The following is a 13,091-nucleotide window of genomic DNA, read 5'->3' as shown; positions in this document are numbered from 1 at the left end:
AAAATATGAAAGCTATAGGTTTTAGAAAATCCCTCCCAATCACGGAATCAGAAAGTTTTATTGAATTTGAAGTCGAAAAACCAAAAGTTGAGGGTAGAAATATACTGGTAAAGATACAGGCAATCAGCGTCAATCCTGTTGATTTTAAGGTTCGTCAGGGAAGTGCAAAAGACCAGGCCCTGGAAGTACCCAAAATCATCGGCTGGGATGCAGTCGGTGTTGTAGAAGAAATTGGTCCCGAGGTCAGCCTTTTTAAAAAAGGTGATGCCGTCTACTATGCCGGGGACATTACCAAAAGCGGTTGTAATGCAGCATACCAGTTGGTAGACGAAAGAATTGTGGGTAAAAAACCAACAGCTTTATCCAATGCCAAGGCCGCAGCCATGCCCCTTACCGTTTTAACAGCCTGGGAAATTTTGTTTGACCGGATCCGCATCAACCAGCAGGACAATGGAAAGTCGATATTGATCATTGGAGGTGCAGGCGGTGTGGGCTCAATTGCGATACAGATTGCGAAAAAGGTCGCCGGTTTGGTGGTCATCGCAACAGCGTCCCGCCCTGAAAGTGCAGCATGGTGTAAGGAGCAAGGTGCGGATTTTGTGGTGAACCATAACCACCTGGTTGAGGAAGTTAGAAATGCCGGATTTGAGCAGGTAGATTTCATTCTGGATTTTGTGGATGTCAACCAATACTGGTCGGCAATGGTTGAGCTCATCAAGCCACAGGGCAGAATCGGTTCCATCAGTGATCCTGCAGAAAGTGTGAACCTGCGCCAGTTGAAAGGCAAGAGTGTCAGTTTTCATTGGGAGCTGATGTTTACACGGGCGATGTTCCAGACAGCAGATATGGTCGAGCAGCACCACATACTGAATACGGTCGCGGAATTGCTTGATGCAGGGACGCTAAAATCCACTTTAAATCATACTTTGACAGGCTTCACAAGCGATAACCTGAAGCAAGCGCACCAGTTGCTGGAGAGCGGAAAGGCTATTGGCAAAACGGTGATTGAGTTTTAGGAAGAACGGGTTTCTACACTGCTCAAGAAAGGTATTTACTGAATGTTTGCAGGCTATTTCCTGTACAAAGGACAGCGTTTCAATAAATATTCCAGGGGGCTGGTGTAGGAGCCGTCGGTATTAGACAAGAAGGCCTTATGACTTTGGTTATAGATGCTCGCGTTATTGTCCATGTAGATGTGCAGACTTACTGAAACATCATAACGCTGGACAGCATTGCTGGAACTACTACCATAGGTGGTGATGCCTTTCAGATCTTTGTCGCCGTCGCGTTTCACTTTTGCGGTTGAAGAGGCTGTACTGGAACTGGTCTGATAACCCTTATTCTGCGTCACAGATCCATCTATGACGTATTCTACGCCCAATATGTCACAAATCTCTTTCATACTGAAATTCACCATTTTGTCCCGGGTTACGCCCGCTTTGTTCAGTAAAGAATTGGCTGTCCTCGGATCAATCAAAGTATAACCGGCTGAGTTTTTCGAAAGAAAACTATAGGTATCTTCCTGGGCTTTATATCCAATGGCATCTGCACCAGGCTGGTTGTCCATCAGGTAGGTAAATGGGAGAATGGCAATTTTATTATGGTGATCTGCGGGAGAAGCGGACATCGCGACTGCATCATTCTGACGCTGTTGTGCAGCTGATCCGGCCTGACTGATCAACTCTACCCTGCCGCTGGAATGCACGATTCTCAGGATATCCGATTTTTTGAAAACATATTCAGCAGTCTCGCCGGAATACACGAAAGTGATATCGGAATCAGTGATCCTGATCACTTTACCTTTCATCTCTTCGCCGTTTGTTTTTTGAAGGATGTCATCTTTTGAAGAGTTGCCTGTTTGGGCCTGAAGGCCTGCGGAAAGCAGTACCAAAATAAAAAGGGCGTAAAGTTTTTTCATAGGATTCTGATTTATATCAAATATAACAATATCGATTTAAATGTCCCACAAAGCAATTTTATTTTTATAAATTGGCTCTAGTGCTTATTTTGCATACTGCATTCTCCTAACATGAAAAGTTTCTCTTCTTACCTATTGATTTTCTTACTGAGTTCCCTGATGGGCCTATCCAGCGCAGCTCAGCAAGCAAAGGCGCGGCCAGACAGCCTACAGGCCGACAGCAGTAAAAATTTCGTGGCCAAAATGCAGGGCCTTTCAAAAAAATATGCGAGAGAAAGTTCCGCAGAATTTGAAGCCGATAAAGCCACGATCGTGCAGATCAAGGTATTTGAAGAGATCAACAGGACGATGCAAAAAGCCAAGATCTATTTAAGATCGCATGCAGATACGGTCCGAACAAAAGCAGCCCTCCATTTGATTGAACAGGATTTTGTTGCCGCCAGCGATGGTGTACTGAGCAATCCGGGGAGCGGACAAACCTTTAGAAACCTGACTGCTACCTCAAAGATACTAGGTCAATTGCTCAACAAAGCAGTATCCCTTAAAGCAAATCTGGACCTGCATCAGGAAGCCCTTAATACCTATCGTTATCAACTGGATTCTTTACTCAGCGTACCCTCACTGTTTAAGTTTCCGACAGACTCGGCAATACTGATCAAATACCTTCAGAAAATTGCAGTTGCTTCCTATGAGGTACATCCTATCGACAGCACATTAAAGCAATCGAGCATGACCGCTCAAACGCTGCTCAACAGCGCAAATATTTTGGTATTGAAATTACAAACCGGGCTTGATGAGATTGCCGTATTCCAGAAAGATATGGCGGAAAATAGCTTAGGTCGTGATTTTGGAAACATCTGGGAACCCGCAGCCGCTTACCGTCCTTTCGGGGAAATCCTAAAACAGGCCGAGACAAAAGGCTGGCTGACATTGATCTTCTATGCAGAAAACAACTCTGGGAAACTAATCATCCTTTTACTGCTGACCCTTTGCTCTTGCTATTACTTACGTTCCCTAAAGCGCATATACGAAGAAAATGAGCTGTTGACCGGAGATTTCGACGGGCAACTGGTTTTACGCTATCCACTACTCTCTGCGATTGTTTTAGTCATCAATATATTCCAGTTCATTTTTCTATCGCCCCCATTTATACTCAGTGTGATCTTCTGGATGATATCCTGCATCAGTTTGAGCATCATGTTTCATAAATTCATCACCAGGTACTGGATGCGTGTATGGCTGTTGATGGTGGTCCTTTTTTTAGTAACGGCTTTTGATAACCTGATCCTTCAGGCTTCCCGGATTGAGCGCTGGTTTATGCTCGGGCTGTCTCTCACGGGAACCATCAGTGGCATTTTCATCCTGATGACCGGCAAGAAGCAGGAACTGAGGGAAAAAATGATTGTGCTCTCCATTGGCTTTATGGTCGTGTTAGAGTTCCTTTCTATTCCAGCGAATCTGTTTGGAAGATACAACCTCTCGAAAACACTACTGATCAGCGGCTATCTGAATGTAGTTGTGGCTATTCTCTTCTTGTGGACCATAAGGCTCATTAATGAAGGCCTTTATCTGGCCTTCAGTGTTTATACACAACAGGATAAGAAACTATTTTACCTGAACTTTGATCGGGTCGGCAAAAAGGTTCCGGTATTGTTATATGTCATGCTGATCCTGGGCTGGATCATTCTATTTGGGCGGAACTTTGCAGGATTTGACTACCTCGCCGGACCACTGCGGGATTTTTTCGGTCGCGACAGGACTTTGGGTAATTATACATTCAGTATCAACAGCCTTGTGTTGTTCTTTGCGATTATGGGTGTAGCAGTGATCGTCTCAAAAATTGTATCCTTTTTCGCTTCTGATGCGCATCTTGTTCATGACAAAGAAGATAAAGACAAGAAACGCGGTATCGGCAGCTGGCTGCTGCTGGTCCGGATCACCATATTGGCTACCGGGCTGTTTTTGGCCATCGCAGCGGCAGGAATACCTGTGGACAAAATCGCAATCGTGCTGGGTGCATTAGGTGTGGGTATTGGATTTGGCCTTCAGACTATGGTAAACCATTTAGTCAGCGGGCTCATCATTGCTTTTGAAAAGCCCGTAAATGTGGGCGATATCGTTGACATTGACGGGCAGGCAGGAACCATGAAATCCATTGGATTCCGCAGCAGTGTGATCACCACCTGGGATGGTGCCGATGTAGTAATGCCTAATGGAGACCTACTGAATTCACACTTGATCAACTGGACCCTTGGCGGCAACCGCAGGCGAATGTCCATTGTTCTGGGCATTGATTACGAGGCAGACCTGGATCAAGTGAAGACCATTCTGTTGGAGATTCTGGAGGCGGATCCCCGGATTTTGAAAAAAACAGCTCCAGTAGTGCTATATGAACAGTTTGACAGCAGTTCCATTAATGTTAAGGTGTATTTCTGGGCAAGAGATTTCAGGGAAGCCGGGACGGTCAGGAGCGATATGATCGTTGCGATAAACGCAGCCTTTAAAAAGCACCAGGTCAAGATCCCTTTTCCGCAACACGACATTCACATTCAGCACAGTCCTGAGCCAAAAAAAGGCTGAGCTATGTATTGGCAATCAGGTCGAAGTAATCATCATCTTCGTTCTTCCCTCCATGGACTTTACCTATGGCCTGGTTTGTACGTACGCTGCCGGTGATTTAGTTCATTTGAGTAATAGCAGTGGACAGGATGTTTTTTTGTGAATTTATACAGCTCAACACCGGAGAGTAAAAACGCCCCGACACCATAAACTTCCGTACTATTGGCATCAACCTTAGCGGGGCTGGCCCCAATGGGTTGAACATAGCCCAACTTACCATCCGGCTGGACAGCAGAGGTCAAGGCCAGCCAGGACTTCATTACCACAGGCAAATAAGTCTTTTCAGCAAGTAAACCCTGGTTCAGTCCCCAGGCCATTGCATAACAAAAGAAACCCGTACCGCTCATTTCTTTAATCGGGTAGCTTTCCGGATCCAGCAATGAAGCATGCCAGCTTCCATCCGCTTGCTGCAATTCGGCAATCCTGCCCGCCATGTCCTGAAATAATTTCACAAACCTCTGCCTATCCGGGTGTTTTTCAGGCATATTTTCCAACACGCGCACCAAACCGGCCAGCACCCAACCATTCCCCCTGGACCAGAAAACCCTGGCACCGTTCTTTTCTTTTTTCTTGAAATAGCTTTCATCCCTGAAATAAAGCTTTTCAGCGGGATCGTATAAAAAATCAGTCGTCTTCCACCAAAGCTTACTGGCCATATCCAGGTATCGCTGCTCGCCGGTAGCCGTACTCAGGTACGCCAGAGATGGAGGCCCCATGAATAAGGCATCGCACCAGGCCCATTCCCTGTGCTGAATGTTATTTTTCCAATTCAGCGGTTCATTATGAGAAGCCCTCACAATACTATCCGCCAGCAGTTTGAAAGGCAGGATCATTTTCTTTTGTTTATACTTGCTGTAGAGCTGCGCGTAAGTTTGCCCGACACAGTAATCATCCGCATAAAATCGAATGCGTCCAGTATTCCATCCCAGGTCATTGCCTACATCGATCAGCACTTTATGATATTTCGAATTGCCTTTAATGTTCCCAAAAGCAACAAATCCCGTATAGCAGGCTCCGTTAGTCCAATCTACTTTGCGATGGTTGAAACCTTTTGTATTCCAGGTATCAATTTGCCAATCAGCCACACGCTTCATCATGCTGTAGATTGCCGCGGGTTTAAAAGCAGCAGCGCGCGCGTTCTGGGCGCTGACCGAAAATGCAAAATGGATCAGCGCGAACACGAACACTGCTGCAGAGAAAAATTTATATTTCATATTGTCATAATTGCAGAACACTATTTTTGGTACACCCTGATGTAATCCACCTCAAACCGCGCAGGAAATGAGGTATTAGCAGGGCTTCCGCCCTGCTTACCCCCAATTGCCAGATCCAGCAGCATGTAATGCGGCTGTTGGAAGGGATTGATATGAGTTCTATCCTGATTGACTAATTTGCTCATTTCTAATTTATTGAGCAAGTGATCGTCCACATAAAGTGCAATTCCCTGCTCGTCCCAGTCCATCCGCCAAACATGGTACTGCTTTGCCCATTCCGTACCGCCCATCTCTTCGATGTCCTTTTCTGTACTGAACCATGCATCCTTACCATCACTACCCATGTAAGCAATGTTGGCCAATAAACGTTTGCGATAATATTCCATGATATCGATCTCCCCTGTAGCCGGCCATTTCCCTTTGATCCCCAGGGTCCACCAGGCAGGCCAGATTCCGTCGCGTATGTCGATTTTGCCCCTCATGATGAAACGTCCGTACAACCAGGTATGGAGTCCCCTTGTTTTGATACTTGCAGAGGTATATTCAGCCTCCTTCCTGTTCCTCTTCCAGTCATTGCTGTCACCCACATAATTGGGATTGAGTTTCCTTTCCTTTCTGGCTTCCAGGATCAGATTCCCATTTTCACACCAGGCATTGTCTTCCTGGTACCATTGCAGTTCCTCATTTCTTTCAAATCCCTTTTCAAAAATCCATTTTTTTGGATCAGGAGCCCCTTTATAATTGAACTCCTCTGCCCAAACCAGCTTAAAATCATCACTTTGCAGCTTTGGTGGCTTAGCGGCCGCCTGTTTTTGAACCTGCTTAAATCCCGTCAAGCTCAGCGGCATCAAGGTCGGGAATGTCCAGGCATAGTCATGCTTAGGGTACATTACAGGACGATAAGTGGATACAAAGCGTTCATATTCAGCGCCATGATAGATGCCATTCATGGCCTCCAGTAAATTTGCAGGCCAGGGTCCGGTTTCTGTATAGATCAGGTTTGTTTCTGGATTTTTGGCATATTTCCATTCCGCCGGGTGCTGATTGTAGTATAACAGGTAATCCAGTGCTTTTTTGATGGATGCGCCATTTCTTTCCACCTTAAATAGATCTTCAGCAGTTTGCGTGTAAATCACCCAACTGGATGCCGTTAGGGGTGCAAGAGAAAAGTAGGTATACCAGATTCCTTTCACCTGGCGCTTTACTTCCTCTACCATATGGCCATCCGGAGCGATCTTGTCAAACAGATCTTTTTTGATGAGTGCCACATTCTGTTGAAAATCCTCCTGATCATTTAAGTAAACGTCGGCCAGCAAGGAGGCAAAGCGCGACCAGTCGCCAGAATTGTTATTTCTGTAGCGGATGCTGTTGGCGGCATGGCGGAATACATTCCTGGTCCAGGTCCGAAACAATTCCTGATCCGCCGGTTTCCAGGCCTTATCTGCTTTCAGTAAATCCGCAGCAATCATAAATGTAGTTCCCGAGTAGGACATCACCAGGGAACCGTCCAGCTGGGAATACTTTTTATTGACTTTTGCCCAGGCATTTAAAAAGAAGAGCGCTTTTTTCGCATATTTTTTCTCCCCGCCAAGCCGGTAGGCCAGGGCGCAGCTGTATGCAGAGATGCCGTCAAGCTGGAAGGCCAAAGAATTCTTTTGGTGGCCTATCTTATCCTGATAATATCCCGGTATGCTAAAATCCTCGAGTGCATGGCTTTCCAATGCTAAAGCCGAGTCTGCCTTTTTAAGGAGCATCTGATAAGCTGAAAGGTAGGGCTCATTCCTGAGCCGGATTTGATTTTTGACAAAATCTATTTGGGGCCGGGGATGCATGCCGCCGCCAATCCCCTGTGTTCTGCCGGCTTCGGCAAAAAACACGATAAGCAGCAAGCATGCTAAATAAGCCCTGACCCAGCGTTTATGGTATCTATTCATTTTATCTATATATTCATTTATTTTACCATTCAGGGTTCTGTACCAGTTTATCATTCCGGTCCATTTCAGATTGCGGAATTGGCCAGAGCATGTGCTTCTTTTGAAAAACACGGGATTCGGCGACTGTACGTTTATAGAAATTGAGGTCCGTAAAACTTGTTCCTGCGGTCACATTCATTCCATAGATCGGTGCAGCATCCGTTTGTTCAGCAATTTTCCAGCGTTTGGTATCCCAGAAACGGTGCTCTTCGAAAGCCAGTTCGATCTTACGCTCATGCCAGATCCGTTCCCTAAGCTGCTCCTGGTTCAAGCCCGGAGGGATTGCCGGCAAACCGCCCCTTTCACGGATCAGGTTGATGTAAGTGTAGATGTCCGGATTCGTCGGCTCGTACTCGTTCAATGCTTCCGCATAGTTCAGGTAAGCCTCCGCTAACCTGAAGAAGATCCAGGATTTCAATACGTGCTTGGTGTTCCTGACGTCGCTCTCCGGGTGGATCATTTTGGTTGTGGTATATCCGGTATTGGAATGGTCATTGGAACCATTGTAGCCGTCCCTTCCCGTTGCATAAAGCTCTACGCGGGTATTCGTCTTGCCATCCGCGCCCTTATATAACCAATCCATGCCGTTATAACCAATGGATGCGTAAAAGCGGGGTTCCCGTTTTACATACATGTTGTGGATTCCAGCCTTGGTATATTTTGTTGCGACCGTTGAAAAGCCCGTTTCAGAATAACCTGATGCAGGATTGATGACCGGAACTGCTGTTGTACCAGCCGCTGTAAAAGGACGCAATCCATTTTCCATTTCATATTCATCGACCAGTTGCTGGCTTGGTGCAAGTCCGATATAGCCATTGAGCTGTCGAGGTGCAGCACAGCGCTCGTAGCGCAGCACATCCCCTGTCATCGGTCTGGCCCAGATCACCTCCTTATTCCAGCGGTCGAGGAAAAGGTACTGATAAGAAAGGAATGGATCAAAAGTTCCGTCAGCTGCATTTTTTTTATAAAGACCATCAGGCATTTTATCGATCACCGCTTTTGCTGCCGCTGCCGCCTTGCGCCATTTGTCCTGGTTATAGGTCTGGTTGACCAACTGTTTGCCATCCTTATTTTTAAAGCTTGCATACGCTGTATTTCCATTCCATTGCGGACTGGCGGCATAAAGTAATACCCTTGATTTCAAAGCCCTGGCCATGCCAATGGTCGTCCTGCCATAATCGCTGGTATTCAAGGCTTCCTCCGGTAATACTTGCTGGGCCTTATCCAATTCCGAAACGATGAAATCCACACATTCGTCATAGCTGTTCCTGGGTAGCTGAATTTCAGATAATGGCGCGTCTATTGGCAGCGGGACATCGGGTAAAATCGTCACCGGGCCATATTGGCGAATCAGGAGAAAATAATAGTAGGCCCTGAGTATCCTGGCTTCTTCCCGGTAGCGTGTGGTGATGCCCGCATTGAGTTCATCACATTCCTTACATTCTGCCACCCTATTGATAAAGGTACTGGCGGCCCTGATGCCCTTATAATATTTTCCCCATATGTCATAAGGAGCGGAAACGGGCGACCAGTTGCCGGTATTGATCTGCTGGTGCGGCCAGTTGAATACCCAGTCGGCCTCATCCGACATTGGTGTATAATTGGTACCATTGCAAAGCAGTGGATCAGGAATGTAACTGTATACATTGGCCAGGTACCTTTCGGTTTCCTGCCTGATGGCGAATACCTGATCGATGCTCAGCATGTCGTTGGGTTGTTTGTCCAGGAATTTTTTGCAGGACAAGAAGCTCATTGATGACAGGAGCAGGAATATATATGTTGATTTGTTCTTTAACATGATGTTTCTGATTTAATGTACATTTTAAATTCGGTTAGCGAGATGCAAACTATAAGTTCAGGTTCAAACCAAAATTGAATGTCTTTTGGATCGGGTAAGCACCACCGTTTGCGCTGCCCAGTTCAGGATCCCAAAAATCAAATTTACTCCAGGTAAATAAGTTCAGTCCATTGGCATAAATGCGCAGGGTATTGATCTTCAGCTTCCTGGTCAGTGATTTCGGAATGGTGTAACCCAGCTCCGCGGTTTTCAGCCTGATGTAACTGCCATCGCGCTGCCACCAGGTAGAAGTCTGGAAGTTATTGGAATTTGCTCCGAAGGACAGGCGTGGAAACAAGGCGTCCTGTCTTGGATTTTCCGGTGTCCACCTGTCCAGGCTATTGACGTTGAGGTTGCCGATCAATCCTCCACCCTGGAAGGGATACCAGCCTGTGCCTCCGAGCGTAAAGCTTGCCGAACCGTTGCCCTGGAAAAATACAGAAACATCAAAACCTTTAAAGGCCAGTGTACTGCCAAATCCGTAGATGGCCTGAGGCACTGCGGGGTTGCCAATGGCAACCTGGTCAAAGGAGTTCACCACACCATCATTGTTGTAATCCAGGTATTTGATATCTCCCGGCCTTACGGTACCAAATTGCTGTACGGGGGAGTTGGTGATGTCATCCTGATCTTTAAACAAGCCTGTCGCAATTAAGCCGAATGGCTGGTTGAATCTTTTGCCAACCCTGTTCTGGTAAGTATACATGTAGTCAGGCTGGTCGGTATTCAGCAATTTATTACGGGCGAAAGTGTAGTTACCTCTGAACGAAACATCCAGTTGACCAAGCCGGGCCCGGTATTCCAATGTGGCTTCAAATCCCTTATTCTCAAACTCACCTAAATTTCCATAGGGATTGTTCTGTAGTCCCAGCATGGCAGGCAGTGAGGCACGTTGCAAGAAGATCCCTTCACGATGGCGTTTGAAGACATCAGCCTGGAGGTTGAATCCCTTCAGGAACCTCATTTCAATACCCAGATCGACCTCCCGTTCCTTTTCCCAGGTCAGGTTAGCACCCCACTGGTCTTCGCCACGTCCACCGAAACCATTGTTGGCATCCAGGCCAAAAGTGTAACCACCGTTGCCACCACCAACTGTGGTCAGGTAGGCAAATCGACGTCCACCAATCTGGTCGTTTCCTTTTAGGCCCCATGATCCGCGGAATTTCAGGTATTCAATCCCTTTGACGTTGTTCTTAAAGAAGGGTTCTTCAGAGGCGATCCAACCGACAGCAACAGCAGGGAAAAGTCCGTAGCGCTGACCATCGGCAAAGTTTTCCGAACCATTATAGCCTGCACTGACCTCCAGGAAATAGCGACTGTTGTATCCATAAGAAAGGCGTGATACCAAACCCTGAAGCCGGAAAGGCAGGGAGCTGATGGCATCATTAGCATCCGCATTCTGATAATCCTGCTGGTTATACAACAACAGCCCTTTCACATCATGTTTGCCGAAGCTCCTGTTGTAGTCGATGTTTGCCTGCAAATAGATCCTACGGTTACCCCCTGAGGCTTTGGAAAAACCAAGGTCGGCCTTTCCGGTGACCAATCTGGTCAGTACCAGGTTACCGTTCGCATCACGGCCCGTAGCAAAATATTTATCGACCTGGTCGCTATTTGCAGCATAAGACCTGGTTTGATTAATGTTGTGGTAATTGTAACCGTCGAAAGCAAATTTACCCTGTACGTTTAAACCCTTTACAAACCTGGACAGGTCATGTTTCAGTGTCAGGTCAGACTGTATATTGTTGCGCCATTCTGTGACAAAGCCCGTTCCGGTCAGTTGCGCATAAGGATTGATCAGGCTGCTGATCCCGCCATAAACAAATTTGTTAGGGTTTGCCGGATCAGGATAAGTAGGTGAATAACCTATGGGCGTATTGTTCTGGATGGTGCTCCAAATGTTTCCGGCACCCACGCCAGGGTAGTTGGATGTCACGAGAATCCCGCCCAGTCCCAGGCTAAGCTCGGTATCCTTGTTCAGGTTCATATCGATATTGGCGCGGAAGTTATAGCGTTTGACCTTCGCATTCGTATTGTAAGTATTCAGGTTGTCACCCTTCCAGATCCCATCTTCCTGGTAATAGCCCGCAGACATGAAATACTTCGCCATGTCGCTGCCCCCGGTTACGTTCAGATTGGCCCTTTGGTTAGCCGCGTGATTCTTCAGCATCATGTCCAGCCAATTGACATTAGGATATAGGTAAGGATCCTCGCCGCTACGGTATTTTTCAATGATTTCAGGTGTATAGGGTGAAATAAAGGCAGGGTTGGTGGCCAGTTGCGCTTCATTGTATAAGGTCAGCCAGGTTGGGCCATCGACATATTCCTGCAGACGGGTAGGTCTGTTGCTGCCATTTTCCAGTTTGAAGCTGACGCTCGGTTTTTGCCTTGCGCCTCTCCTTGTCGTGACCAGTATCACACCATTTGCGCCACGCACACCGTATACAGAAGTTGCGGCCGCATCCTTTAACACAGAAAAGGTCTCAATTTCTTCCGGTTCAATATTGCTGATGGGACGTTCCACACCATCTACCAAAACCAAAGGACTGGCGCCCGCACCGAAAGTACTGATGCCCCTGATCCAGAACTGAGCATCATCGTAACCAGGTTCCCCGCTTCTCTGCACAGAGATCAGACCAGATACCTTACCCGCGAGGGCATTGGTGAGGGAACGCGGAGCAGCCTGTTTCACATCCCGAACATTTACGGTAGAGATGGAGGCCACCACACTTTCCTTCTTTTGCGTACCAAAGGCCACCACTGCAACCTCATTCAAGCTGCTGACGTCAGGTTCAAGGGCAACATTGATCTTTCTGCGTGTATCCACGGCGATTTCCTGAGTTTTGTAGCCTACATATTTAAAGACCAGGACTTCATTCCCATTGGGCAGGAGGATCTCGTAATTTCCTCCCGTATCCGAAATGGTCCCTTTATCTGTTCCCTTAATGTACACCCCTACCCCAGGGATAGGATCCCCTTTCTCATCGGTGATCTTCCCTGAGACCTGCATCTCGATCAGGCGCTGAGCTTCTGTCAGGGCTGGCTGGCTTCTGTTCTGCCGGGTCAGATTCCTGATCACGATGACATCTCCAGAAACTTCATAACTTAGCTTGGTATTGTATAAGATATTTTTGAGTACCTCTGCGAGCGGCCTGTTCAAAAAAGAAGCATTAATTTTAGTTCCGATATCTATCAATTCCGGACTGTACACAAAATTGATCTGGTACCTTTTTTCCAGTTGGTTCAGAACAGTTTTAAGTGCTGCGTCCGATTCATTTATGCTCACTTTTTTTTCCAGGATAGGTTGAGCGTGGCTTTCTTTTGCAACGCCGCTACCTAAAATGGTTAAAGCCATTATTAACTGTAAAAAACTTATTTTCATAATTTTTACTAGTAAAGGTTTATATTTCATAGTTTTGGTTTAGGTTAATATTTCAGTGTTAACTTGACAATAGAAGCCCTGTCCCAACCTTTATGGCTGAGTTAAATGGCGCGAATCATTTAAAAGGGCTTAAATTAATGGCCGGCCA

General features: G+C 46.6%; 7 protein-coding genes. 2 read left to right on the top strand and 5 right to left on the bottom strand.

The features are described 5' to 3' along the window. Nucleotides 1-5: 5 nt before the first annotated feature. Complete coding sequence (locus WAE59_RS03020; protein WP_337854452.1) at nt 6-1,016, top strand: zinc-binding alcohol dehydrogenase family protein; 1,011 nt, start codon at nt 6-8, stop codon at nt 1,014-1,016. 53 nt (nt 1,017-1,069) lie between these two features. Here the strand turns inward: WAE59_RS03020 and WAE59_RS03015 are convergent, their stop codons facing one another. Beyond that, entirely contained in the window at nt 1,070-1,918 is an 849-nt protein-coding gene (locus WAE59_RS03015; protein ID WP_337854451.1) for a hypothetical protein, read from the bottom strand. 111 nt (nt 1,919-2,029) lie between these two features. On the opposite strand from WAE59_RS03015, the gene WAE59_RS03010 reads away from it, so the two are divergent. Then, complete coding sequence (locus WAE59_RS03010) at nt 2,030-4,498, top strand: mechanosensitive ion channel family protein (protein WP_337854450.1); 2,469 nt, start codon at nt 2,030-2,032, stop codon at nt 4,496-4,498. 59 nt (nt 4,499-4,557) lie between these two features. On the opposite strand, the gene WAE59_RS03005 is transcribed toward WAE59_RS03010, so the two are convergent. The 4 genes from WAE59_RS03005 to WAE59_RS02990 are packed head-to-tail and all read right to left on the bottom strand — an operon-like array spanning nt 4,558 to nt 12,916. After that, complete coding sequence (locus WAE59_RS03005; RefSeq protein WP_337854449.1) at nt 4,558-5,751, bottom strand: glycoside hydrolase family 88/105 protein; 1,194 nt, start codon at nt 5,749-5,751, stop codon at nt 4,558-4,560. A gap of 20 nt (nt 5,752-5,771) precedes the next feature. Beyond that, nucleotides 5,772-7,685 (bottom strand): alginate lyase family protein, encoded by a 1,914-nt coding sequence (locus tag WAE59_RS03000; protein ID WP_337854448.1) that lies wholly within the window; start codon nt 7,683-7,685, stop codon nt 5,772-5,774. A 22-nt stretch (nt 7,686-7,707) separates the two neighbouring features. Continuing rightward, entirely contained in the window at nt 7,708-9,522 is a 1,815-nt protein-coding gene (locus tag WAE59_RS02995) for a RagB/SusD family nutrient uptake outer membrane protein (RefSeq protein WP_337854447.1), read from the bottom strand. Between the two features lie 49 nt (nt 9,523-9,571). After that, nucleotides 9,572-12,916 (bottom strand): SusC/RagA family TonB-linked outer membrane protein, encoded by a 3,345-nt coding sequence (locus WAE59_RS02990; RefSeq protein WP_337854446.1) that lies wholly within the window; start codon nt 12,914-12,916, stop codon nt 9,572-9,574. Between the last annotated feature and the right edge of the window lie 175 nt (nt 12,917-13,091).

The organism is Pedobacter sp. GR22-6 (assembly GCF_037402555.1).
Taxonomy (GTDB): domain Bacteria; phylum Bacteroidota; class Bacteroidia; order Sphingobacteriales; family Sphingobacteriaceae; genus Pedobacter.
Note: the sequence above shows the minus strand (reverse complement) of the source record. Positions and strands in the feature narration are given on the sequence as shown.

Excerpts from the sequence above, each read along its gene's own strand:
- WAE59_RS02990 (WP_337854446.1), bottom strand. The coding sequence starts at position 12,916 with ATGGCTTTAACCATTTTAGGTAGCGGCGTTGCAAAAGAAAGCCACGCT.
- WAE59_RS03020 (WP_337854452.1), top strand. The coding sequence starts at position 6 with ATGAAAGCTATAGGTTTTAGAAAATCCCTCCCAATCACGGAATCAGAA.
- WAE59_RS03010 (WP_337854450.1), top strand. The coding sequence starts at position 2,030 with ATGAAAAGTTTCTCTTCTTACCTATTGATTTTCTTACTGAGTTCCCTG.
- WAE59_RS02995 (WP_337854447.1), bottom strand. The coding sequence starts at position 9,522 with ATGTTAAAGAACAAATCAACATATATATTCCTGCTCCTGTCATCAATG.
- WAE59_RS03015 (WP_337854451.1), bottom strand. The coding sequence starts at position 1,918 with ATGAAAAAACTTTACGCCCTTTTTATTTTGGTACTGCTTTCCGCAGGC.
- WAE59_RS03000 (WP_337854448.1), bottom strand. The coding sequence starts at position 7,685 with ATGAATAGATACCATAAACGCTGGGTCAGGGCTTATTTAGCATGCTTG.
- WAE59_RS03005 (WP_337854449.1), bottom strand. The coding sequence starts at position 5,751 with ATGAAATATAAATTTTTCTCTGCAGCAGTGTTCGTGTTCGCGCTGATC.